24 protein-coding genes are annotated in these 23,993 nt (G+C 60.0%); 14 read left to right on the top strand and 10 right to left on the bottom strand.

Annotated elements, in window-relative coordinates:
• Positions 1-137: 137 nt before the first annotated feature.
• From ACO07N_RS20215 to ACO07N_RS20205, 3 genes are all read left to right on the top strand, one after another.
• Positions 138-1,775, top strand: coding sequence for a fumarate hydratase (locus ACO07N_RS20215; RefSeq protein WP_421982752.1), 1,638 nt, complete (start codon positions 138-140; stop codon positions 1,773-1,775).
• Between the two features lie 143 nt (positions 1,776-1,918).
• Positions 1,919-3,610, top strand: a complete 1,692-nt coding sequence (locus ACO07N_RS20210; protein WP_421982751.1) for a DUF1963 domain-containing protein — start codon at positions 1,919-1,921, stop codon at positions 3,608-3,610.
• Between the two features lie 350 nt (positions 3,611-3,960).
• Positions 3,961-4,554, top strand: coding sequence for a L,D-transpeptidase (locus tag ACO07N_RS20205; RefSeq protein ID WP_420332096.1), 594 nt, complete (start codon positions 3,961-3,963; stop codon positions 4,552-4,554).
• Positions 4,555-4,641: 87 nt separating this feature from the next.
• On the opposite strand, the gene ACO07N_RS20200 is transcribed toward ACO07N_RS20205, so the two are convergent.
• The 6 genes from ACO07N_RS20200 to ACO07N_RS20175 form a co-directional block, all read right to left on the bottom strand.
• On the bottom strand, positions 4,642-5,355 hold the full coding sequence (locus tag ACO07N_RS20200; RefSeq protein ID WP_421982750.1) for a DNA helicase: 714 nt from the start codon (positions 5,353-5,355) through the stop codon (positions 4,642-4,644).
• Between the two features lie 245 nt (positions 5,356-5,600).
• Positions 5,601-5,969 (bottom strand): gamma-butyrobetaine hydroxylase-like domain-containing protein, encoded by a 369-nt coding sequence (locus tag ACO07N_RS20195; RefSeq protein ID WP_421982749.1) that lies wholly within the window; start codon positions 5,967-5,969, stop codon positions 5,601-5,603.
• A gap of 65 nt (positions 5,970-6,034) precedes the next feature.
• Entirely contained in the window at positions 6,035-7,471 is a 1,437-nt protein-coding gene (locus ACO07N_RS20190; RefSeq protein WP_421982748.1) for a cryptochrome/photolyase family protein, read from the bottom strand.
• A 101-nt stretch (positions 7,472-7,572) separates the two neighbouring features.
• Positions 7,573-8,007 carry an SRPBCC family protein gene (locus ACO07N_RS20185; protein WP_421982747.1) on the bottom strand — a complete coding sequence of 145 codons (435 nt, stop codon included), beginning with the start codon at positions 8,005-8,007 and terminating at the stop codon, positions 7,573-7,575.
• Entirely contained in the window at positions 8,004-8,345 is a 342-nt protein-coding gene (locus tag ACO07N_RS20180) for an ArsR/SmtB family transcription factor (RefSeq protein WP_421982746.1), read from the bottom strand. The genes ACO07N_RS20185 and ACO07N_RS20180 overlap by 4 nt, the downstream gene beginning before the upstream one ends.
• Complete coding sequence (locus tag ACO07N_RS20175) at positions 8,342-8,788, bottom strand: cupin domain-containing protein (RefSeq protein ID WP_421982745.1); 447 nt, start codon at positions 8,786-8,788, stop codon at positions 8,342-8,344. The genes ACO07N_RS20180 and ACO07N_RS20175 overlap by 4 nt, the downstream gene beginning before the upstream one ends.
• 160 nt (positions 8,789-8,948) lie before the next feature.
• On the opposite strand from ACO07N_RS20175, the gene ACO07N_RS20170 reads away from it, so the two are divergent.
• The 3 genes from ACO07N_RS20170 (at position 8,949) to moaA (ending at position 11,695) form a co-directional block, all read left to right on the top strand.
• Entirely contained in the window at positions 8,949-10,055 is a 1,107-nt protein-coding gene (locus tag ACO07N_RS20170; RefSeq protein WP_421982744.1) for an Acg family FMN-binding oxidoreductase, read from the top strand.
• Complete coding sequence (locus ACO07N_RS20165) at positions 10,048-10,503, top strand: MarR family winged helix-turn-helix transcriptional regulator (protein WP_421982743.1); 456 nt, start codon at positions 10,048-10,050, stop codon at positions 10,501-10,503. Before ACO07N_RS20170 ends, ACO07N_RS20165 begins: the two co-directional genes overlap by 8 nt.
• A gap of 202 nt (positions 10,504-10,705) precedes the next feature.
• The gene (gene moaA / locus ACO07N_RS20160) at positions 10,706-11,695 is read left to right on the top strand and encodes a GTP 3',8-cyclase MoaA (protein ID WP_421982742.1); all 990 of its coding nucleotides are present in this window, start codon (positions 10,706-10,708) and stop codon (positions 11,693-11,695) included.
• 41 nt (positions 11,696-11,736) lie between these two features.
• Here moaA and ACO07N_RS20155 read toward each other — a convergent pair whose 3' ends face one another.
• Both ACO07N_RS20155 and ACO07N_RS20150 read right to left on the bottom strand, forming a co-directional pair.
• Entirely contained in the window at positions 11,737-12,975 is a 1,239-nt protein-coding gene (locus ACO07N_RS20155) for a multidrug effflux MFS transporter (RefSeq protein ID WP_421982741.1), read from the bottom strand.
• Between the two features lie 608 nt (positions 12,976-13,583).
• On the bottom strand, positions 13,584-14,732 hold the full coding sequence (locus ACO07N_RS20150) for an Mrp/NBP35 family ATP-binding protein (protein ID WP_421982740.1): 1,149 nt from the start codon (positions 14,730-14,732) through the stop codon (positions 13,584-13,586).
• Between the two features lie 249 nt (positions 14,733-14,981).
• Here ACO07N_RS20150 and ACO07N_RS20145 point away from each other — a divergent pair, with 249 nt between their 5' ends.
• The 7 genes from ACO07N_RS20145 to glp all read left to right on the top strand — a co-directional run bounded on the left by ACO07N_RS20145 (position 14,982) and on the right by glp (position 20,540).
• Positions 14,982-15,662 carry an SDR family oxidoreductase gene (locus ACO07N_RS20145; RefSeq protein ID WP_421982739.1) on the top strand — a complete coding sequence of 227 codons (681 nt, stop codon included), beginning with the start codon at positions 14,982-14,984 and terminating at the stop codon, positions 15,660-15,662.
• A 31-nt stretch (positions 15,663-15,693) separates the two neighbouring features.
• Positions 15,694-16,284 (top strand): GNAT family N-acetyltransferase, encoded by a 591-nt coding sequence (locus ACO07N_RS20140; protein WP_421982738.1) that lies wholly within the window; start codon positions 15,694-15,696, stop codon positions 16,282-16,284.
• Positions 16,285-16,487: 203 nt separating this feature from the next.
• Positions 16,488-16,946: a BLUF domain-containing protein gene (locus ACO07N_RS20135; protein ID WP_421982737.1), complete on the top strand. Its 459-nt coding sequence runs from the start codon at positions 16,488-16,490 to the stop codon at positions 16,944-16,946.
• A 288-nt stretch (positions 16,947-17,234) separates the two neighbouring features.
• On the top strand, positions 17,235-18,098 hold the full coding sequence (gene fdhD / locus ACO07N_RS20130) for a formate dehydrogenase accessory sulfurtransferase FdhD (RefSeq protein ID WP_421982736.1): 864 nt from the start codon (positions 17,235-17,237) through the stop codon (positions 18,096-18,098).
• Positions 18,095-18,748, top strand: coding sequence for a molybdenum cofactor guanylyltransferase MobA (gene mobA / locus ACO07N_RS20125; protein WP_421982735.1), 654 nt, complete (start codon positions 18,095-18,097; stop codon positions 18,746-18,748). The genes fdhD and mobA overlap by 4 nt, the downstream gene beginning before the upstream one ends.
• Complete coding sequence (gene mobB, locus ACO07N_RS20120) at positions 18,745-19,266, top strand: molybdopterin-guanine dinucleotide biosynthesis protein B (protein WP_421982734.1); 522 nt, start codon at positions 18,745-18,747, stop codon at positions 19,264-19,266. Before mobA ends, mobB begins: the two co-directional genes overlap by 4 nt.
• Positions 19,263-20,540, top strand: coding sequence for a gephyrin-like molybdotransferase Glp (gene glp, locus ACO07N_RS20115; protein WP_421982733.1), 1,278 nt, complete (start codon positions 19,263-19,265; stop codon positions 20,538-20,540). The genes mobB and glp overlap by 4 nt, the downstream gene beginning before the upstream one ends.
• Before the next feature lie 80 nt (positions 20,541-20,620).
• Here the strand turns inward: glp and ACO07N_RS20110 are convergent, their stop codons facing one another.
• The gene (locus tag ACO07N_RS20110) at positions 20,621-21,622 is read right to left on the bottom strand and encodes an MBL fold metallo-hydrolase (RefSeq protein ID WP_421982732.1); all 1,002 of its coding nucleotides are present in this window, start codon (positions 21,620-21,622) and stop codon (positions 20,621-20,623) included.
• Between the two features lie 181 nt (positions 21,623-21,803).
• Between ACO07N_RS20110 and ACO07N_RS20105 the strand changes: the two genes are divergently transcribed.
• Positions 21,804-22,727: a LysR family transcriptional regulator gene (locus ACO07N_RS20105; RefSeq protein WP_421982731.1), complete on the top strand. Its 924-nt coding sequence runs from the start codon at positions 21,804-21,806 to the stop codon at positions 22,725-22,727.
• Positions 22,728-22,842: 115 nt separating this feature from the next.
• On the opposite strand, the gene ACO07N_RS20100 is transcribed toward ACO07N_RS20105, so the two are convergent.
• Positions 22,843-23,490, bottom strand: a complete 648-nt coding sequence (locus ACO07N_RS20100) for a glutathione S-transferase family protein (RefSeq protein WP_421982730.1) — start codon at positions 23,488-23,490, stop codon at positions 22,843-22,845.
• Between the last annotated feature and the right edge of the window lie 503 nt (positions 23,491-23,993).

Below are 23,993 nucleotides of genomic sequence, written 5' to 3'. Positions count from 1 at the left end.
CGGTCACACAGATTGTGCAACCAATTGTGCAGGCCGCGGGACTTGGCGTCCGCGGCCTTTTTGCCGTATGAGAACGGCAGATATCGTTCCAGCGCCGCCGGGTGATGCCGAGGCAGCCAGATCAGGAAAGACGCCTCATGAACGCTCCCGTCACCCCTCCCGAATATCACCACAGCGCACTCTTCCCGCAGAACGAGGATCAGACCCCGTACCGCAAGCTGACGTCCGACTACGTCAGCACCGCCGAATTCAACGGCGAAAAAGTGCTCATGGTCGATCCGGAAGGGCTGCGCCTGCTGGCGGAGGAAGCCTTCAAGGATATCAATCACTATCTGCGCCCCGGCCACCTGGAACAGCTGAGGAAAATTCTCGACGATCCGGAAGCAACGGAAAATGACAAGTTCGTCGCCTTCGATCTTCTGAAAAACGCAAACATCGCCTCGCACGGCGTGCTGCCGATGTGCCAGGACACCGGCACCGCGATCATCATGGGCAAGAAAGGCCGCAGGGTCTGGACCAAGGGCGGCGACGAAGCCGCCCTCGGCGAAGGCGCCCGGGACGCCTATTTCAAGAAGAACCTCCGCTATTCCCAGCTCGCGCCGATCTCCATGTTCGAGGAGAAAAACACCGCGAGCAACATGCCGGCGCAGATCGAGCTCTATGCCGAAGGCGAAGACGCCTACAAGTTCCTGTTCATGGCCAAGGGCGGCGGCTCTGCGAACAAGACGTTCCTCTTCCAGGGCACGCCCTCGCTGCTCACGCATGACCGCATGATCGATTTCCTGAAGGAAAAGATCCTGACGCTCGGCACGGCTGCCTGCCCGCCCTATCACCTGGCGATCGTGATCGGCGGCACCTCGGCTGAAATGAACCTCAAGACGGCCAAACTCGCCTCTGCCAGATACCTCGACGGCCTGCCGACCGGCGGGTCGGAAAGCGGCCACGCGTTTCGTGACCTTGCCATGGAAGAGGAAATCCACAAGCTCACGCAGGCAACGGGAGTCGGCGCCCAGTTCGGCGGCAAGTATTTCTGCCACGACGTCCGCGTCATCCGACTGCCCCGACACGGGGCCTCGCTCCCCATCGGCCTTGCGGTCTCCTGCTCGGCGGACCGTCAGGCCGTCGGCAAGATCACGAAGGACGGTATCTTTCTCGAGCAACTGGAGACACAGCCCGAAAAGTACCTGCCGGAAGTGACCAACGATTCGCTGTCGGACAACGTCGTGAAGATCGACCTGACCCGGCCAATGTCCGAAATTCTGGGCGAGCTCAGCAAGCATCCGGTCAAAACGCGGCTGTCCCTTACCGGTCCTTTGATCGTGGCGCGCGACCTCGCGCACTCCAAACTGCGCGACCGACTTGAAAGCGGCCAACCGCTACCGGACTATTTCAAGAACCACCCGATCTACTACGCGGGCCCGGCAAAGACACCGGATGGCATGCCGTCCGGCTCCTTCGGACCGACCACGGCCGGACGGATGGACGCTTATGCTGATCAGTTCCAGGCAGCCGGCGGCTCCATGGTCATGCTGGCGAAGGGCAACCGCTCTGCCCAGGTGCGCAGGGCCTGCCAGGCGCATGGCGGTTTCTATCTCGGGTCCATCGGCGGACCTGCAGCGCGTCTCGCCCAGGACTGCATCAAGAAAGTCGAGGTCGTCGAATTCGAAGAACTCGGCATGGAAGCCATCTGGAAAATCGAAGTCGAAGACTTCCCGGCCTTCATCGTCATAGATGACAAGGGCAACGACTTCTTCAAGGAACTGAATTTGGGCTGACCAGGGTCAGTCAAACAAGAAAAAGGCGGCTCTGGCCGCCCTTTTCCAACAGGTTCTGTTGGTATTTGTCCAAAAAACTTTACCTGATCTTTATTCCATGCAGTCACAAATGTGGGTGAAAACTCAACATCATAGATGTCTGCATGGTCAAATTCGCTCTTTACCTTCTGGTTCTCGTCATTTTTGCGTATGGCAGCAAGCAGCTCGGCTTCCCCAAGGCGTATTTTCTGTTCCTGGTTGCGATCCTGGGAAGTGTCGCGGGTATGGTGCTGTTGCCGCTTTTCAAACCGGTCTTCAGCTCGCTCTGGTCGCTTTTGCCGCTGAAGTCCAACCGGAAGCAGAATGCCGAGACGCAAGACATCAATGACGGCCGCTTCCAGCAAGTCCTGGTGAAAGAAACCAGGAAGCTGCCCGAGGAAGCGGAGCCTGCGGAAGCCGAGGCCGAGACGGTGCCGGAACGCAAGGAGGTGCTTGAGCTCAAGCGCGAGCACCGGAAAGATTCAAAACTCGATCCGGAAACCGGCGATACATTCGACAGCCTGCGCAGCCGGCTTGCCCGTCCCGCGGTTTATGCGTTTCGTCCCTACCCGCCGCATCGCGAGAAACACGGGCGCAGCAAGATCGGCGGCCTGCCGGATCTTCCAAACAGCATTCCGTGGCCGAAGGCACCGGGACACGGCGATCAGGTCAAGGCGGACCTTCCGCTGCATTTTCTGGCGCAGATCGACCTTGCGGATCTGCCCTGGCGCCCGGAAGGCATTCCGAAAGCCGGCATGCTGTTTTTCTTCGGCCGGTTCGACGAGAGCCTTTCCTGGTCCGAACCCGATGTCGCCAGCGCGAACGACATTCGTGTCCTTTACGATGCGGACTATGCCGGCGCACCGACCGCTTTTCCGAAGAACCTGCCCTCGCTCCGGGACGGCAACTATCACTTCGATCTCCTGTTCGGCCTTCCGGGCGACGAAAAGTCCCGCATCTTCCCGGAATGGCCGCTGAAATTTGCCAAGGTCGAAACGATGCCGGTTGCCGAGGGGCTGCCCTTCGAGGCGCCGGAGGGATACCGGGAGGCGCATACCCGCCACCTGACGGATCAGTTGCTGACCGCGTTCGGAACCATGACGGCGGACAATGCCCGGCACCGGGAATTTCATCTGTTCGCGCCCTGGACCGAAGAGGACAAGGCGGCCGGCAAGCCGCTTGTTGTCAGGCCCTACGAAGAAACCGGATTCCCGTTCGCGCCGAGAGGCATCGGCCTGATCTGCCGTATCCTGCGCAACCGGCACGCGGCCAAGCTGGAGGAAACCGGATTTGAAGCCTGTTTTGAAGACTGGCAGCTGCAGGCGGACAGATCACACGAAACCGCCATCGAACAGCGTGCGATCGAGGCCTTCATCGAAGACCTCAACGACTTCCTGGCCCAGGCGGCCGACAAGCGATACAGCAACTATCTGAAGTCGGACATCGAACGGGCGATGCACAGGCTGGTGACGGAATCGGGTGCCGATCCTGAGCTTGCAAAGCATATCCCCGAACTGGTCTATGTCGCGGCGGCGGACCGGCATCCCGTGTTCCTGAAGGATGCGGACGGTGTCCAGTGCCCCGAGTTTCCGGGCGCCCGCTCCGGCAACTGCTACCACCAGATGTTCGGGCACCTCTCCTCCGTCCAGTTCCAGATGGCCCATGACAGTCCGGAGCAGTTGCTCCTGCAGCTGTTCAGCGACTGGGGCGCCGAGATGACCATCGGCGACGGCGGCGAGTTCGACTTCATGATCAATGAAAGCGATCTCGGCGAGCAGGAATTCGACAAGGTCTCGGCGGCGCATTGCGCGCATTGATCCCGGAAGGCGGAATCAGGCCGGGCCGTTCGTGATCGGACGGAAAGCGCCGCCGTTTCGGCGCGCATCTCTTCATTTCCCTGAGGTCAATAATCGAGGCGGATCACTGCCGAATTGAAGAAAGTGATGCTATCTTTAGGTGCAAAAACACAATTCTTCTCTTAATGGGAGGAATTCACGTTGCAATTTCGGCACATTTGATCGACCGGCCGCCTCCTCACATCATCGTGAGATTCCCTTCCAATCAAAATTAGGCCATGATTGTTAATAGTGCGGCAAGGAGATTTTCCTAACGTAACCTTCGATGTGACGCGCGCTCTGACGTGGGCAGGCGCTGAAGGGGGATAAATATGAAGACTTATTTCTACGCAGTGATTGCAATACTGGCAGGCTCGTTCCTGCTGCCCGCCGAAGTGTCGGCTCGCGCCGGGTACTTCGACCACAGCACCAACACCTGGGTGACGCCGAAGTATCACCCCGGCGGCAAGTCGCCCGTGCGGCGCAAGCAGGTCAAATATAGCGGACCATACTCGCCCGGAACCATCGTGATCGACACGTCCGAGCGCCGCCTCTATCACGTTCTGCCCAACGGCAAGGCCATGAAATACGGCGTTGGCGTCGGCAAGCAGGGCTTCCAGTGGGCCGGCACGCACCGTGTGACCCGCAAGGCGGAATGGCCGAGCTGGACACCGCCGGCGCAGATGCGGGCGCGTGAACGCAAGAAGGGCCGGATCCTGCCGACTTACATGCCGGGCGGCCCGAACAACCCGATGGGTGCCCGCGCGCTCTATATCGGCTCGACCCTTTATCGCATTCATGGAACCACCGAGCCGTGGACAATCGGTTCTGAAGTTTCTTCAGGCTGCATCCGCATGGCGAACGAAGACGTGATCCACCTCTACAAGAACGTCAGCGTTGGCTCCAAGATCGTGGTCAAGCGCTAAGCATCGACCGCAGCTCAATCAAGAAAAGGCCGGATCTCGTGATCCGGCCTTTTTTCGTTGCCTCGTCAGCTTTCCCGCCTTCCCCTGTCATTCGGGTCCCGGGTGAACGGCCAGCTTGCCGTCATGCAGAAAGCAGCCCCTGTCGAACAGCGACAGGTCGACGGGGTTGGGCAGCCTGACGTCCGTCCAGTCCGGGAGAGCCTTGCCTGCCGGGTCATAGGACCGGTGAACCTGCGACAGAACAACCAGCCGCACGTCCCTGGCGGCCACGAAACCCTTGAGCATTTCGACCTGGTCAGACAGTTCGGGTGCCGCGCGGTTCTGGTCCAGTACCTGCAGATAGTCGACGACAGCGACCACACCACCAGCGTTTCCCGAAAGACAATCCGTAACCGTGTGCGCGTTCAATGTATCCGTGAGCACGGCTTCGACCCTGTCTCGTCCGGGCCCGGGATGCCGGATCGCCGGACCAAGCTGCGACAGCTCCTTTTCGGAAAACTCCGAGGAGAAAAACACCGAGGAGAAGCCACGGCTGGATGCCTCCGACAACAGATCGAGACCCAGGCGTGTCTTTCCATGCCCGGGGCGTGCGGCCAGCAGCATCAATTCGCCTGGCTGAAGAACCTCCAGCAGGCGTGCCGATGGCGCACGTTTTCCGTAAACGGAGGCCAGGCGGTTCCAGCTGATGAACCCTTCCGCATTCGCGATGCGGTCCAGTGCCTTTGAAAGAGGAATGTTTTCGCGTCTGGCAAGGTTTCTGGCCCTGCGCCTGAGGCGATAGACCGGAGCGGATAGCTTCATTGGCAGATCCTGTTTGCGCCGGTCCGCAATCCCTCCTCATGCGCGCGCGTCAAGCCAATTGGGTTTAGGGTACGGACTCATAAATGAAGCCGATTTCGCCATTTCTGCCGCCAAATTGACTTCAATTATGAGTGCGTACCCTAGAGCCCTGCAGGTCAGCTGCTTCTCCGGTCGGAGGGGGAAGGCTCGGGGTCAGCCTTCCACCAGTCTATCCGATTCGCGCCTTCAATATGGATAACCCGGATCTAGATGTCCCGGCTGAGACCCTTTTGCGCCAGTTCCTGGAGGTAGACGCCCCAGTGGTTCTCCGGCCGCTCGCCGAGGTCCAGCAAATAGCGCCATGAATAGATGCCCGAACTGTGCATGTCGTCGAAATGGATGCGAACGGCGTAGTTGCCCACCGGTTCGACCTTGATGATCTCGACATTGCGCTTGCCGGGAACCGTCTGCTTTTGCGACGGCGCATGCCCCTTGACCTCCGCAGACGGCGAGCACACCCTCAGATATTCAGCGGACAGGTCATGGGCAGTCCCATTGTCGAACGCAACTGTCAGCGTTTTCCTGTCGCTTGCGACCCGCAATTCTGTCGGCCAGGGAGTGGACTCGTCCGCCATTGATTTTCTTCCGGAACGTTTGAGTTTTCAGGTGTGCCGGGACGATACTGCGCACAGTCTAGGCGTCAAGCGGCGTTTTGACCGGCGAGCTTCACCGCCTCATATCCGTCCAGGGCCGCCTGCCGTGCCGCGGCGTGATCGACAATCGGCATGGGATAGTCCCTGCCGAGCACGATACCCGCCCGCTCCAGTTCGGTCTTTGAGGCGCTGAACGGTTCGAACAGATAGTCTGTTTCCAACCCTTTCAACTCCGGTACCCAGGTCTTCACATAAGTACCGTCCGGATCGAATTTCCTGCCCTGCGTGATCGGATTGAAGATCCTGAAGTAAGGCGCCGCATCGGCCCCGGATCCGGTCACCCACTGCCAGCTGGCGGAATTGTTGGCAAGGTCGGCGTCCAGCAACGTGTCCCGGAACCAGGCCTCGCCATGGCGCCAGTGCAAACGAAGGTGTTTGACCAGAAAACTCGCGACGATCATCCGGACGCGGTTGTGCATGTATCCGGTGTGCCAGAGTTCACGCATGCCCGCGTCGACGATCGGATAGCCGGTTTCACCTTTTTGCCAGAGTTCGAGATCTTCCGGAGACTCGCGCCAGGGATAGGCGTCGAACGTAGGACGCCAGTTCGCATGTGGCAGCTCCGGAAAGTGATAGAGGAGATGATAGGAGAATTCGCGCCAGGCGATTTCCGACAGGAACTTGTGACCGTCCTTGCGGTATCCGTCTTCGGCATCGATCGCCTTCCAGGTTTCGTGCCAGATCTGCCGCGGAGAGATATCGCCGAAATGCAGATGCGGGGACAGCCTGGAGACATTCGGCAAATCCGGCCGGTTTCGAAGCTCGCCGTAGCCTTCAAGGCCTTCCGCGAGAAACGCCTTCAGGCGCTCCGACGCGCCGTCCTCACCGGGCTGCCACAGGCGATCCCATCCCGCCGCCCAATTCGGCTTTGACGGCAGCAGGCTGAGGTTCTCAAGCGCTTCGCCATGCGCGCTGTCCAAGAAGGTCACGTCTTTTGGTGCGGGCAAGGGCGCGCTCACCGGCTGCTGCTGCGCCGTCTTCCAGAAGGGCGAATAGACCTTGAAGGAGCCTCCGGTCTTGTTGGCGAGTTCCCATGGTTCGAACAGAAGCGATGCCTTGAAGCTCTGGACGTCGAAACCGCCGTCCTTCAGGAGGGACTTGATTTCCGTGTCGCGCTCGATCGCCTGCGGCTCGTAGCACCGGTTCCAGCAGACCGAGCGAACCCCGCTCTCCCGTGCGATCTGCGGAATGATGTAGCGCGCGTCGCCCCTGCATACGATCAGGCCCGGCAGGTTCCGTGCGAGGTTTTCAAGGCTGTGATGAAGCCACCATTTGCTGGCACCCCCGAGCGGATGGGTCTCACCGGTCTGCGCCGGATCCTCCAGCACGAACACAGGCAGAACCGGCCCGTTTTTCACCGCTTCATGGAGCGCCGGGTTATCAGCTGTTCTCAGGTCCTGCCGGAACCAAACAAGTGTGGTCATGATGCCTCGAATATGTTGACTGTTCCAAATACGTCCATGACCGCGACTGGATCAACGGTGCGGCCGGCAATTTCCGCCGGCCGCCGGCATCGATGCGCCAATTACGCAGGAACAGGTTCGCGAACCTGGGTGCGGAACCGTCCGAAATGCTCGTCCCAGCCCGCATCGAGCGCACTCAGCATCATGAAGGCTGCCTCTCCGGCCGCCTGTTCAATGCCCTCGTGAACAAGCGTCAGGCGCGTTCCGCCAGCCGCATCCTCCAGCGTCCAGCGGACGGTGGTCATGGCCCCGTTCAAAGGCTTCACGGTGAAGGTATAGACGAGGCGTTCGTGCGGCTTCATTTCGAGAACCCTGCCCCAGCAGATCCTGTTCATGTCACCATGCTGGTCGAGAAGCGTGTAATCCGCGCCTTCCTGCAGGTCTTCTTCCGCCGGATGGAACCAGCGTGCAAGCTTGTCCTTCTCGGTCAGGAATGACCAGACATGTTCGCGCGGCGCGTTCAGAAAAATTGTCTTGGTGATCGTGGTCGCAGTCATTTCGGTTTTCCTTCCTTTTCCTTCATGTCCCTGGCAATTTCACGCTGCAGATCTGCCAGTTTGCGGTCCCAGAACTGTTCGAAGAATCCGAGCCATTCGAATGCCGACCTCAACGGCTCAGGAGAGAGGCTCTTCCGGCGCTCCCGTCCGATCGTCTCGCTTCTGACGAGACCGCCCTCCTCAAGGATCGCCAGATGCTTGTTGATTGCGGTCCGCGTGATGCCGAACCGTTCCGAAATTTCGGAGATCGCGAGGCTTTCCCGGCTCAAATGCAGCAGAATCTCGCGCCGGGTCGGATCGGAAAGCGCCCGGAAAACAGGTTGCGGTCCCGTATTCATCGGCGCTCCTCCCCGACCGGCAGAAAGTCAAACGGTCCGTCCTGATAAAGAAACGTGACGCAATCGACTTGCGAGACGCATTTGCTCAGGTGCGGCAGCCCGGCGGGGATTTCATAGTAGTCTCCGCTTTTCAGGACGTTTTCCGTGCGGTCCCCCCCGTCCCCGGCCAAATGAACCATTTCACCGGCAACAACGAGGCCATACATTCCGGCGCTCTTGGTGTGGACCGGACTGACGAGACCGGCCGGCAACCGCACCATCGCCATGTAGCTTTCCTCGAACCGGTTCCCTTTCAGCGGCGCGAAGGCGACACCCTCGGCCGTCGTCTGCCATGCAAGGTCCGGCTGAGCCGTCAGCTTGATCTCTGCCGCAGCGGCCCCGACAACCGGAGCACCAGAAAAAAGGGTGACCGCAACCGCCCCCAGGCATTTCGTCATGCGCATCTGCACCTCCATTAACAACACCTTTTGGTGTTATTTTAAATAACACCTTTTAGTGTCATTACAAGTCTCTCTTTCAAAGAATTCCGAAAATTCGGCAGCCAGGTTGATTTTAGTTCGATTTCGCACTATTTAGTTCGATATCGTACCAATGGAGAGACTGATGACCCTGACACGCAGAAAGACCCTCGCGATTCTCGGCGGCGGTGCCGTGGTTGCGGCCACCGCGTCAGCCGGCACCTTCCTGGCAACGCGTACGCCTGAAAAAGCACTCGCACCGTGGGACACTGCCGGCACTTACGAAGACCCGAGGCTGTTCGCACTGTCCCATGCATTGCTGGCTCCCAACCCGCACAACAGGCAACCCTGGCTACTCGAACTCTCAGGCGACGACGATTTCCTTCTGCATCGGGACGAGACCAGGGATCTGCCGCATACCGATCCGTTTCATCGTCAGATTTTCATCGGTCTGGGATGCTTTCTGGAGTTGATGTCCGTCGCCGCCACGCTGAAGAACCGTGCCGCGGATATCGTGCTGTTCCCGGACGGCGAGGACGGCCCGGTCGCCCGCGTGTCGCTGCGGGCCGGCGGCGGTGTTGATCCCCTGGCAAATCAGATCCTGGCAAGGCGGACCTGCAAGGAGCCGTTTCAGGACAAGGCTATCCCCGCAAGCATGGTCGCGGCACTTGAACCGTTCGGCACCGTCATAACCGACACCGTTCAGGTGGCTCAGATCAGGGATCTTACCTGGAATGCCTGGCTCACGGAGATGCAGACCCACAGAACGCTGAAGGAAAGCGTTGACCTGATGCGGTTCGGCAAATCCGAAATCAATGCCAATCCGGATGGAATCGATCTCGGCGGCCCCTTTCTTGAAACCCTGATGCTTGCCGGTGTGTTGAACCGGAAGGATCAGCTCGACCCGGCCTCGACCGGGTTTCAGGAGGGTGTGACGATCTATCGCGAAATGCTGGCTGCAACGCCGGCCTATGTCGTCCTGACAACCCGGTCAAATGCCCGGAGGGACCAGATTGACGCCGGGCGGCGCTGGCTGCGCCTGAACCTGGAAACCACAAGACTGGGGCTCGCCCTGCACCCTGTAAGCCAGGCGCTCCAGGAATTCGAGGAAATGCGGCCGCATTATCGTAAGGCGCACGAACTCCTTGCCAAGCCCGGCGAAACGGTTCAGATGCTGGGCAGATTGGGTTACGGTCCAACAACGCCTCCCTCGCCGCGCTGGCCGCTCGAAACACGGATCATGAATGGATAACGAAACCCGAACGCTCTTCTTCGCGTTCTTCAACGAAATCGGGATAATCGCGCAGCTCAGCCGCACAGCTCTGGAGGCGCGTTTGCCCAAGGGTTTGACCCTACCGCATTTCAGCGTCGTCAATCACCTCATCCGGGTCAAGAACGGACAGACCCCGCTCGCGCTCGCCAGGGCGTTTCAGGTCCCGAAAACCACAATGACCCATACGCTGAGCGGCCTGGTGGAGCACGGCCTCGTCGAGATCCGTCCGAATCCCGAAGACGGCCGCAGCAAGACCGTGTGGCTGACAGATGCCGGCCGGCTGTTTCGCGACGCCGCCATCAAGTCGATCGATCCCGACATAGACGTCTTCCGGAACCAGTATCCGGAAGACAGGATCCGCGAGCTTGTCCCTGCCCTTGCCGAGATCCGCACCCTTCTCGATGCGAACCGCGACGAGAAGACCTGAAGCACGCGATTGACAAAACTACACTCTCAAGTTTACCTGTCGTCCGGAGTGTCCCGAGGCATGGCGGTTTCCATTGCTATTGTCTCACGGCGCGCCATATGATGTGGTCAACAAAAATGAACGCATGGGAGAGTAAAGCGTGACAGACGGGAAAATTGTCGTTCCTACCAATTCGGCCGATGCCCCGGGCCCGACATCTCCTATGATTGATCCCTTCGGCCGTGCCGTCACCTACCTGCGCGTTTCAGTGACCGATCGCTGCGACTTCAGATGCGTTTATTGCATGGCGGAGGACATGACCTTTCTTCCCAAGCGGGAAGTGTTGAGTCTCGAAGAACTCGACCGGCTTTGCTCCGCGTTCATCGAAAAAGGCGTCCGCAAGCTACGCCTCACCGGTGGCGAGCCGCTGGTGCGCAAGAACATCATGAGCCTGATCCGGAGCCTGGGACGTCATCTCGACAGCGGGGCTCTCGAAGAATTGACGATCACCACAAACGGATCCCAGCTCGCCCGCTACGCGACGGAGCTCTACGATTGCGGTGTCCGCCGCATCAATGTCTCCATCGACACACTCGATGCGCAGAAATTCAAGGCCGTGACCCGCTGGGGCGATCTTGAAAAGGTACTCGGCGGCATCCGTGCAGCAACCGCTGCCGGTCTGAAGGTCAAGATCAACATGGTGGCGCTCAAGGACGTCAATGAGCACGAAATCATCGAGATGCTGAAGTGGTGTCATGGCGAGGGCCATGATCTGACCCTGATCGAGACGATGCCGCTCGGCGAAATCGACGGCGACCGGACAGACCAGTATCTGCCGCTCTCAACAGTGCGCCAGCGGCTTTCGGAGCAATTCACGCTGACGGACATCCCCTACAAAACGGGCGGGCCGGCGCGGTATGTGACGATCGAGGAAACCGGCGGCCGCCTGGGCCTCATCACACCGTTGACGCATAATTTCTGCGAAAGCTGCAACCGCGTGCGCGTCACGTGCACCGGACAGCTTTACATGTGCCTCGGGCAGGACGACATGGCCGATCTGCGCGCCCCTCTGCGGGCATCGGAGGGCAACGACGTCCTGAACACCGCTATTGACGAGGCGATCGGACGCAAACCCAAGGGCCATGATTTCGTCATCGACCGGAATTCCAAGCAGCCGGCGGTCTCGCGCCACATGAGCGTGACAGGCGGCTGATTGCCGCCGTCAGGCTTGTCACCAAAAGAGAAGCAAGGCCGCTATTCAGCGGGCACGAAGCGCTGTGAGGCCGTGGCCCGCTTGATTGTCATTGCCGCGACAAGGTTGGCTGCGGCCCCGAGAGCCATGATCACGATCATGCTCCAGGCTGAGCCGGCGAGAAAACTGTCTGCAAACAGCCACGCGACGAGTGTCCCGGCAGCCGCCCCCAATCCGACCTGCATCGAGGCAACCAGCCCGGATGCCGCACCCGCGAGCTCCGGACGGACACTGACCGCACCCGAAATCGTACTTGGAAGGCACACACCGTTGCCGAGCCCCAGCACGAACATCGGCAGGAAGAGGCTCGCCGCCGTAACGATGCCGGCGGAGGCGAACCCTCCCATCATCGCAACGGCGGCGGCGCTCAGCAGCGTACCTGAAATGATCATCGGATAGAGCCCGAGCCGCTCGGAAAATTTCCCGGACAGGAAGTTGCCGGCAATGTATCCGATCGCAACGAACATGAAATACAGACCCATTTCCGCTGCGCTCAACGCGAGCAGCTGCGCGGCGATGAATGGCGCACCGCCGAGATAGGCAAAATACGTCATCGCGGCAAAGGACGCGGTCAGCGCATAGCTCCAGAACAGGGGTTCACTCATCAAGGTGCCATAAGCCCGGAAGGCCCTGCCGAAACCTGCTGAACGGCGCGACAGATTGGTTTCGGGAAGAAAAAGATAGCTTGCAAGGAAAGCGCCGAGCCCGATCAGCAGCAGCAGGAAGAAACCACCCTGCCAGCCGTAATACGCATCCAGGACACCGCCAAGGGCCGGTGCGATCGTGGGCATGACAGCCATGCCCATCATGACATAGCCGATCCGGCTTGCGGCCTGGGCGGGGCCATAGAGATCCCTGACGATTGCCCGTGCGAGCACCATGCCGGCGCTTCCCCCCGCCGCCTGCAGGACACGTGCGGCAATCAGCCACTCAATCGTCGGGGCAAAAAGACACCAGACGGTACCCGCCACAAACAGAGCCATTCCCGCGACAATCACGGGCCGGCGTCCGAACTGGTCCGACAGGGGTCCCCAGAACAGTTGCGACACCGCCACCGCGATGAAATAGGCGGACATGGAGAGTTGAATTTCGCCGGCCGATGCTGAAAACACGATCATCATCCCGGCCAATGACGGCAGATAAATCTGCATTGCCAGCGGACTGACCGTGGATATGGCAATCAAAACACCGAGAGACGGTGCCTCGACGATCCTGTTCTGCTCTGGATGGCCATAGTCCATTCCGCAGCGCAACCCCTACGTTTGATTGAAAATTCTCCACACTCAACGCAGGGTACTCTAATGCCGGGGCGTGATCTGCCCGTGAAAATGTGTCACGTGCCGTAAAGACGACTTCGGCAAGCGTAGCCTCTCCCTAGGGAAAGCAGCGCTAACTCTCTGACTTACCGACCTATTTAAAAATCTGTGTGTTTTGAAAAATCGCCCGCATAACATCACCCGCGTCCGCTGAACGCATCCGGTCATGCACGTGTTCAATCCATTGCTGTCCGGTTTAGAAAGTACTGTCGAACTTATGTCTTTGAGAAAGCGGCATGGTTCCGTGCGGCGCCAAATCGGGATACGGAATTGTTCCCCCGATTTGTCGTCCCGGTTTGCCGCGTCAGCGGCAAGACCGGGAACCAGTACTCCAAGTGGCCGGAGGCTGAAACAAGACGGAAAGTCCGGTGGTTACTGGGTTCCGGCCTTCCGCTGCGCTTCAGCCGGAATGACAAGCTCATGGGCTGGGATCGCCTCGCTGGATCAATTCCGAGTTAAACCGGACAGCAGTGTGTTCAATCACGGAAGCCCGCCCGAATTCGTCTTCAATTGCAGGAATCCGGTTTTTCGGTTCAATCGAAGACGATCTTGGGGGCGGCCCGATCGGGCGAGGTTGCAGCGCTTTCGATCGCGGCGACGACCTGCCCCGCAATGGTCTTGTAGATCTCGGCGACCGGACCTTCCGGATCAGACACCACGATCGGTGTGCCGGCGTCCGAAGTCTCGCGTATCTTCATGGTTAGCGGTATTTCACCGAGGAACGGAACGCCGAGGCGTTCTGCTTCCGCACGGGCACCACCATGTCCGAAAATGTCGTGGCGGCTGCCGCAATCGGGGCAGAGGAAATAGCTCATGTTCTCGATGATTCCCAGCACCGGCACGTCGACCCGCTTGAACATGTTCAGGCCCTTGCGGGCATCTATCAGTGCCAGATCCTGAGGTGTCGAGACGATCACCGCGCCTGCAAGGGGAACCTGTTGCGCCATGGTGAGCTGTGCGTCGCCGGTTCCGGGGGGCATGTCGACGACAAGCACATCGAGGTCGCCCCAGGCGACTTCCCTGAGCATCTGGGTCAGCGCGGAAATGACCATTGGCCCGCGCCAGATCATGGGGGTTTCCTCCTCGACCATGAAGCCCATCGACATGACCTTGATGCCATACCCCTCAAGCGGTTTCAGAACGCGCCCCGACACGGTTTCCGGCCGGCCCGACACATTGAAGAGCCGTGGCACCGAAGGGCCATATATGTCGGCATCCAGAACGCCGACTTTCAGGCCGTTCGCCGCCATACCCAGCGCAAGATTGGCCGTTGTCGTCGACTTGCCAACGCCGCCCTTGCCCGAAGCAACGGCAATTATGTGCTTGATCCCCGGCACGCCGGGCTTGGCTGCCGCCTGTTCTTCAGGTGCGCGTTGCGCCGGACGGGGGGCCGGCTTGGGTGGGGGTGCGGTGTTGCGTGCGGCGCCCGGAGCGCGCTCCGCGGTCAGCGCCACCATGGCGTTTTCGACGCCGTCCACTTCCCTGACAACCTTTTCGGCCGCTTGCCGCAAGGGTTCGAGTTCCTGCGCGCGTGCGGCGGGGACGGTGATTGAGAAGGCGACGCGGCCGTCGGAGACGAACACATCGGAAACCAGCCCGAGCGACACGATGTTCCCTTCAAGGTCCGGACCCTTGATCTGTTTCAGGCTCTCGATCACGGCCTGCTTGATTCCATCGCTCATTTCACTGTCCTGTTGCTGTGCGCACCGTCTGAAGGAAACGCGGTATTTCGCAAGGAAATCTAATTTGCGCGCCGACAAAAACAAGCCGCCAAATTGCTGCATGCGTCTGTTTTTTGACTGCGGCAGCCACACACGGGGCATAATGCGGCGGCCGGCGCGAATCCCGGTTGCACCGCAGCGGGCTCGCGGTAGTGTACTGGCCGCACTGGAAAGCGCCATCTCAAGGCCAACGGAACATCAGGACGTCACATGCCCACTTGTCTCATCACCGCGACCAATCGCGGGATCGGCCTCGAGCTTGCGCGAAAGGCTCTCGCCGACGGCTGGACCGTCTACGGATCGGTCCGGTCGCAATCAGCAGCACGGGAAAGCGCTGAAACGCTCGGCGAAGGTTATGTTCCGCTTGTTTTCGACGTGACCGACCACGACGGCGTGCGCCGCGCCGCGGAGGACCTCGATGAGGTCCTCGATCTGCTCATCAACAATGCCGGCATCATCACCCCGGACCGGCAATCCCCGCTCGACATGGACTTCGAGGGCTTCCTGAAAACGCTGGAAGTCAACACGCTCGCCCCGCTGGCGGTTTCTCAGATCTTTTTGCCGCATCTCAGGAAGTCGGACGACGCGAAGATCCTCACCATCTCCAGCCAGATGTCCTGGATGGGATACCGCAAGCCGGACACCCTCGCCTACCGGGCCTCGAAAGCCGCGGTCAACAAGGTCATGCAGGGTCTGGCAACCGAACTGGAGCCCGAGGGAATTCCGGTCGCACTGATCGATCCCGGCTGGGTGCGGACATCGATGGGTGGGGCTGCGGCCGACAATTGTCCCGCCGATGTCGCCGCTGGTATCCTGGACGTCGCGGCAACGCTCGACCTTGATCGCACAGGTAGGTTCTTCAAGTGGAGCGGCGAGGAACGTCCCTTCTGAAACACCGCAATTTGAACTCCGGAGCACATGCATGAGCTGGCCCCCTCCCGTTACCCTGACAGGCGTTCACGCAACCCTTTGCCCTCTGGCGCAGAGCCATGCGTCAGACCTGGCCGTGGCCGCGGCCGAGGGAGACCTGTGGAAAGCCTGGTACACGTCCATTCCGGCGCCCGGTGAAGTCGAGGCCGAGATCAACCGCCGGCTCGCGTTGCAGGAGGCCGGGTCGATGCTGCCGTTCGCCGTGTTGACACCGGCCGGGACGGCTGTGGGCATGACGACCTACATGAACATCGATGCGGCGAACAAGCGCGTTGAAATCGGCTCGACCTGGTACCGCAAATCGGTCCAGAGAACCGGCTTGAATTCCGAATGCAAACGCATGCTACTCGCCCACGCCTTCGAAGACCTCGACTGCATTGCCGTAGAGTTCAGAACCCACTTCATGAACAGGCAGAGCCGGGCGGCGATTGAGCGCCTTGGCGCGAAACTCGACGGCGTCCTCAGATCGCATCAGCTTGCTGCGGACGGGTCATTGAGAGACACGGCGGTGTATTCGATTCTCTCTCATGAGTGGCCTGCCGTCAGAGCGGGGCTGGACTACACCCTGTCAAGGCAACGATGAATTTTCCACACAAAGATTTGGCGTCCGGTTTTTCACAGCTTTCTTTGACCATGAACGCAACGGTGAAGCACTGGTTTCCTCAGAACTTTACAATCTATTCAGCGTTTCCCCACTTCTTCTTCCAATTTGACTAAGATTTTAAGCAATTGTGAGGAATTGAGGCGCAGGCTTTGTCTATCGGCACAGAAACGATTGGACACGCAATGGAGCTTTATCGCGCCTGCTACCGCAGCAAAATCAAATGGGACAACATGCGTTTGCCGTTGCCCGACGAGATCGACAGAACCCTCCTCCGGATCCGCAGGATCAACCGGAAAGCGGGCGTGACCGGAGCCCTGCTGCTCGTCGACCAGCATATTGTCCAGATCCTGGAAGGCCAGACCGGACAGGTGCTGGATACCGTCTATTGCGTGATGAACGATCCGCGCCTTGAAAGCATCGAGGGCATCATCCACGAGCCCGTGGATTTTCGCCTCTTCCCCAATTCACTCATGTTCTTCCGCGATCTGACGGACGGTGTCGCAGCGGCGTCCCATCCGGTGCTGCGCCCGCTGCTGGATCATCCGGGCGACGTCACGCGGGACGAAGCCTATCTGGCCTTCAGCCACTTCGCGGCCGAATTGCAGGCCGGTCGGCTCACCAATGACATGCTGATGATCTGATGCCCGCCGCGGCGTTGCCTGCGCCGCGTCAACCTTGATGCCCTGATGCGCATGCCGGAAGCCCATCGTGTCCAGTCCGTGCTTCCGCTGCGCCAAGCTCCTGCTTCCGCAGATCGAATGACCGGCGCCCGTCCTGCAGGCGGGTGCAAGGCACTTTGCACAGTTAAGCCCATCGAATAGGTTCTTGCTTATCGAGGTTGGTATAAGACCTTGCCCTTTGCCCGCCGCGTCCCATAGTGTCTCCAGAACAATCAGTTGTGGAGTTACGCGCCTTTGTCAGGCCCTTACGTGCTGAAACCCGACCCCCTGGACGCCAGGCTTTCAACGACGGTCACCGGAATCGATCAGAACGGGCAATCCGTCGAAACCAGGGTCGTGACCGAAAAACCCCTGACCCTTTATCTCAACGCGCAGGAAGTCGTCACGATGATGACGATCGGCGATCATCCGGACCTGCTCGCTGTGGGCTACCTGAAGAATCAGAACATGCTCACCGACGACGATGTCGTGACCGAAATCGACTATGACGATGATCTCGAGGTCGTGGTTGTCCGCACCGAGCGGGAGACCGACTACGAGGAAAAGCTGAAAAAGAAGGTCCGCACGTCGGGTTGTGCGCAGGGAACCGTTTTCGGCGATGTCATGGACGGTTTCGAAACGGCATCGCTGCCGCCGGACGCCAGACTGCGGACGTCCTGGCTCTACAGTCTGACCAAGACGATCAACACGACGCCTTCCCTCTACCTGGAGGCGGGAGCCATACACGGCTGCGTGCTTTGCCAGGAAGACCGTCCGCTGGTCTACATGGAAGACGTCGGCAGACACAACGCGGTCGACAAGATCGCCGGATGGATAATGCTCAATGGTGTCCCTGCGGGTGACAAGATCTTCTATACGACCGGGCGGCTGACATCGGAAATGGTGATAAAGACCGTGATGATGGGCATTCCGATTCTCGTGTCGCGCTCCGGTTTCACAGCCTGGGGCGTCGAACTGGCACAACGGGCCGGGCTGACGCTGATCGGCCGTGCAAGGGGCAAAAGGTTCGTGGCCCTGGCGGGATCAGAGCGCATCGAGTTCGACATGGACCCCGCCACCGCCGAGGACGAACCGGAAAAATCGAAACGAAAAGGGAGCCTGGCAGCGCAATGACGGCAAAGCGCGACGCCTTGACCATCGACAAGGTTCTCGGGTGCGTCCTGGCGGGCGGGCAGTCCCGGCGCATGGGCGGCGGCGACAAGAGCCTGCTTGATATCGGCGGCAAGTCGATGCTGGACGTGATCCTCGCCCGGTTGTCCAGACAGGTCCCTGACATCGTTCTGAATGCCAATGGTGACCCGGCGCGGTTCGCGCAGTTCGGGCTTCCGGTTGTTCCCGATCCCGTCGGCGAGTTCGCGGGCCCCCTTGCAGGAGTTCTGGCGGGACTGACCCACGCGGACACATGCCATCCCGCGGTCAGTCACGTGGTATCGGTCGCCGGCGACACGCCGTTCTTTCCGACCGACCTCGTGGAGCGCTTGTGTGCCTCCGTGCCGGCCGATGTCCCGGTGATCGCGCTTGCCTCGTCCTCCAGCAAATTGCATCCCGTTTTCGGGCTCTGGCCCGTCAGGCTGAAAGACGATCTTCACAGGTGGCTCGAGACCGGACAGAGCGGAAAGGTGCTCGCCTTCGTCGACCGGCACGACAGCGTGGAAGTGTCCTTCGATCTGGACCCGGCAACGGGTCTCGATCCCTTCTTCAACGCCAACAAGCCAGACGACCTGGCGATGGTCCGCAATACGCTGAGTGCACGCTTCACATGACCACCACACCCGTCTTCGGTATCACCGGCTGGAAGAACTCCGGCAAGACGCAACTCGTGACCCGGCTGGTCGCGGAGTTCACGGCGCGCGGGTTCAAGGTGTCGACCGTCAAGCACGCGCACCACAATTTCGACATCGACAAGCCTGGAGCGGACAGCTACCGGCACCGCGAGGCAGGTGCCAGCGAGGTCGCCCTGGTTTCCGGCCGCAGGTGGGCGCTGATGCACGAATTGCGGCAGGAGGACGAGCCGTCTCTGGCCGACATCCTCGCACGGCTTGCACCGTGCGATCTTGTCCTCATCGAAGGCTACAAACGCGAGGATCATCCAAAAATCGAGGCTAGGCGAACGGAAACCCTCGATCGCGGCCCCCTCGCCCCGCGGGACCCGAATATTCTCGCCGTCGCCGCAGACCATGCCTTGCCCGATGAAGGCCTGCCCGTCTTCGACCTGGACGATGTTCCGGCCATGGCCGATTTCATCGAGCGCCACCTCGATCTGGAGAGGACCGGACCATGACGGCAAAACGTCTGCTGGATGACTGCTTTCTGCACGACAAGGACAGGCTGAAACATGATGAGGCGCTTGCGATCCTCAAGGACAGGCTGACGACGATTGCGGATGCTGAAACCATCCCGCTAGAGGATTCGCTTGAACGGATCCTTGCCGAAGATGTGAGCGCGCCGCGCGATGTTCCTCTTGCCGACAATTCCGCCGTGGACGGCTACGCGTTCCGGCATTCGGATTTCGATGAAGCCGGCGGTTTCTTCCGGCTCAATCAGCGCGTCGCGGCCGGCCACGCAAGCAGCACCGTTCTTGGCCCCTGGGCCGCCGCCCGGATTTTCACCGGCGCCGTCATGCCGCCCGGCGCCGATACCGTGGCCATGCAGGAGGACTGTGAAACCCACACGCAGGACGGCGAGAACTTCGTCATCATTCCGCAGGGCCTGAAACCCGGTGCGAATTGCCGCAAAGCCGGTGAAGACGTTTCGGCCGGTACGTCAATCGTCAAGGTTGGTCACAGATTGCGGCCGCAGGACATGGCGGCCATCGCATCGACCGGCAAGCCGGATGTCAGCGTCTACAGGAAACTCAGGGTCGCGCTCGTTTCGACCGGAGACGAGGTGCGCCGGCCCGGCGACCTGATAACGGTCGGCGACGTCTATGACAGCAACCATTTCCTTCTTCGCGGCCTGTCCGCCACTGCCCCGGTCGAAATCGAGGATCTCGGCATCCTGAAGGACGACAAGATGCTGATCGAACGCACGCTGCGGGATGCGGCGGAGCGGTTCGACGTCATCCTGACGACGGGCGGCGCCAGCCGCGGTGAAGAGGATCACATCCTCGATACGCTCGACAAACTCGGTCAGCAGCATATGTGGCAACTGGCGATCAAGCCCGGCCGGCCGATGATGTTCGGAACCATCGGGTCTTGCGTCTTTCTCGGACTTCCGGGAAACCCGGTCGCCGCGATGGTCTGCTTTCTCCTCTATGCGCGGCCGGTCATGAGTGTCCTCGGCGGCGGGCAATTCCTTGAGCCGCAGAGCTTTCAGGTGCCGGCCGGCTTTGAAATTCCGAAGAAAAAGCCGGACCGGAGGGAGTTCTACCGGGGCTATCTGGAAACCAATGGCGATGGTGTGCAGGTTGCCCGGAAATTCATGCGTGACGGATCCGGCCTGATCACGGGACTGCGCGAAGCAGACGGCCTGATCGAGATCCCGGAAGACGTCACGCAAATCAAGGAAGGCGACCTGGTCGCCTACCTGCCCTTCTCCGGCTTCGGGATCAGGTAATACCAACCGCAACAAGCAAGACCCTATTCGATGGTCTTTTCAGGCCCGGCGGACGGCCGCCGGGCTCGAAGACGAAATCATCAATAGGCGTAGGGCCATCCGGCGGCCACAAAACGATAGGCGTCGCCGTCCTTGGCAACGCGGCCCATGCCCGGGAACGGGATGTGGGCGCCTGCAAAGAGCAGCTTGTCGGTCGCCGCCTGATCGAAGAAGCTCTTTCTCGTCTCGGCGGCCTTGCCGGAATCGATGTCGAAACCGATTCCCCAGCCCGGCTGGTCGAACTGGTAGACCGTCATGTGGATGATATCACCCGCAATCACCAGTGTTTCGCCGTTGCTGTCAAAGACGTAGCCCGTGTGACCCGGCGTATGTCCCGGAAGCGCCATCGCACTGACACCCGGCATCAGTTCCTTGTTACCGGAGAAAAGCGTCTGGCTGCCCTTGTAGGCATCCGCGGCCTTGCGCGCGCCGAGGAAGAAGGGCTTGAACTGTTCAGGCGCACCATTCATGGCTGCGTCATCGAACCAGAAGGCATTGTCGGTTTCGGGAAGCATCAGTTCCGCATTGGCGAAAACCCTGTTGCCGTCGCCATCGACAGCCCCGAACAGGTGATCGGGATGCATGTGCGTGATCAGGATCGCGTCGATCTGGTCCGGCGAGACACCGGCCGCTTCAAGCGCCGACGGAAGACGGCCCATGGTCGGGCCGAGCGCATCGGAGGTTCCGGCGTCGACCAGCACCAGCCGGTCGCCCGTATTGACCAGATAGGCGTTGACGGGAATGCGCAGAGCGTCGCCCTCGATCAGCGCGGCGTCCCTGAGGCGCTTGCCTTCCGCCGCATCGTAGCCGACCACAACCTCTGGCGTGACGTCGAGATAACCGTCCAGCAGTGCGGTCACTTCCATGTCGCCCACCTTGTAGCGCAAGGCACCCGCCATCGGCTGACCGGCCTTGGGCGCGGCCGCATTGGCAGCGCCACCGACGAGCGTGACGCTTCCGGCAGCCGCGATTGCGCCAGCGCCAGCGCCAGCTGCGGCGCCCAGAAGGGAACGTCTGGAAAGAGAAGGATTGGAATGGGTCATAAACTGCCTCCCGGCTTGACCTGAAGAAGATGTATTTGAAGGCCGCCAACCGTGACACCGGCGGGGCCTCCTAGAAATTGTTTCATTCAATTTGTTTTTGAAGAGCGGGCAACCTTATAAAACTCATAAGTATAGTTTATATATACAGGCACTCCCACCGGCGTCGGTTTCAAGGGCTCACATGGACAAACTCAGCGCACTCTCAGGCTTCGTTCAATCGGTCAATCTCGGCAGCTTCTCGGCAGCTGCCAAACACCTCGGGGTGTCTCAACCCGCAATCAGTCAGCAGATCAGGGGTCTTGAGGACCAGCTCGGCACGCGTTTGCTCAATCGCACGACGCGGCAGCTTCAGCTCACGGAAGCCGGTGAACGCTACTACGCCTACGCACGAGACATCCTGGAAAGGATGGTCGAGGCCGACAGATCGGTCCAGAGCGATGAAACCCAGATGTCCGGCCCGCTCTCGATCGGCCTGCCCCTCGGATTTGCGGAAAGCGTGCTGTCCGATTTCCTCATTCGGTTCAAGAAGGAACATCCCTGTCTTCTGCTGGACATTTCGCTGTCCGACCAGTTTGTCGATGTCATCCAGGAACGGCTGGATGTCGCCATCAGAATGGGGGAAATCAGGGACGAACGGCTGATCGTGCGGCGTCTTGGTGTTGCGCAGCGTTGCCTGGTCGCGTCGCCGGAATATCTCGACCGCAAGGGCCGCCCGCGCCACCCGGCCGAATTGCCCGAACACGAGTACCTGCTCTACAAGAACATCTCGACGGGCGACCGGGTGCCGTTCATCAGCACGCTCGGAGAAAAGCTGTCGATCAAGATCAATCCGGCCATGATCGTCAACAATTCCTCCACCCTGCGCCAGGCTGCGCTTGCAGGGCTCGGTATTTCGATTGCAAATCGCTGGCTGATCGAGCCCTACCTGGCTTCCGGTGAGCTGGAGCTGGTCCTGCCCGAATGGCAATACCCGCCGCACCCGATCCACGCGGTCTACCCGTCCAACCGCTTCATTCCGATCAAGGTGCGCCGGTTCGTCGACAGGCTTCAGGACTATTTCAAGGAAATGGGTGCGCTGGACAAAACCTTCGACGCGCGCAACTGAGAGTCAGCGCGTGGCGTTTCCCAGCGGTGGACGAAACGGGCGAACGCCGCCGCGTGCGTTCCCGTCCATCGGCCGGGTGCAGCCGTTCCCTTTCGGAAAACCTTGCCGCTGTCTTCTAGACTTCGTCGACCGCGACGTACCAGGTTTCTTTCAGCGCGTCCGCCTCCCAGGCCTGCCAGGCCACGGTGCCGGTGAGCGCCGCGTGATATTGCTGAAAGACCGGGTCCTGCGTGAGCGTGTAGGTCGCAAAGCGGCTGACAACCGGGGCGTACATGGCATCGGCGATCGTGAAATCGCCGAACAGGAACGGCCCGCCGGAGGCACTCAGGCATTCGTTCCAGATATCCAGGATCCGCGAGACGTCCGCCTTGACGGCGTCATCGACGGCCAGCACCTCCACCTGACGGCGCATGTTCATCGGGCATGCGTTTCTGAGCGCTGAAAAACCGGAATGCATCTCCGCTGAGACGGCACGCGCCCGTGCGCGCATTGCCTTGTCCTGCGGCAACAAGCCCTTATCCGGAAAACACTCGGCGGCATATTCCAGGATCGCCAAACTGTCCCAGACCGTCAGGGAACCGTCTTTCAGCACCGGTACCTTCATGCTCGGCGAGAAGGCGCGAAACTCCGGGTTGCCGTTTTCGAAATCGAAGGGAACGAGTTTCTCCTCAAAGGCAATGTCCTTATGCCGAAGGGCGATCCAGGGCCGGAACGACCAGGACGAATAGTTCTTGTTGCCGATAAAGAGTTCGAAAGATGCCATTCGGGCCTCCATGGATCGGGAACGGACACCATGCGGCCAGTTCACGAGGTTCACTGTTGCGGGTGACACCTGCTTAGGGTCAGGACCCATTAATTTGGTTGAATTGGCGCAGCAAACGGCGATGAGTTGCGAGGAAAAACGCGACAAGCGGGCTTCCTGCCCGGTTGAGCGGTTTGACGAAGCAGACCGAAGCCGTTTTTGCGTCCCTGAGGGATAGGGTGAATTAGCCCGGCAACGTCGTTGCAAATCTTTGGAAACCGGACGGTTTCCTGCAGCTTTGCGTCTCGTATCCGAACAAATTCATCCCTACCAATTCATCCAAATTAATGGGTCCTGACCCTAGAGGGTCGGACCGGCCCGAACAAATTCAACTATTTCATGAATTCGATGAACAAGTCTGATCCGTCCGCGCCAGGAAGCGCCGAAAACCGGACAGACCGGCAGATTGGCAACAAGCGGTTCCGATCCTGCCGCCATCGGCACAGCCAGATGGTGCCTTCCGC

The organism is Roseibium sp. (assembly GCF_965229775.1).
In the GTDB taxonomy this organism is placed as follows: domain Bacteria; phylum Pseudomonadota; class Alphaproteobacteria; order Rhizobiales; family Stappiaceae; genus Roseibium.
Note: the sequence above shows the minus strand (reverse complement) of the source record. Positions and strands in the feature narration are given on the sequence as shown.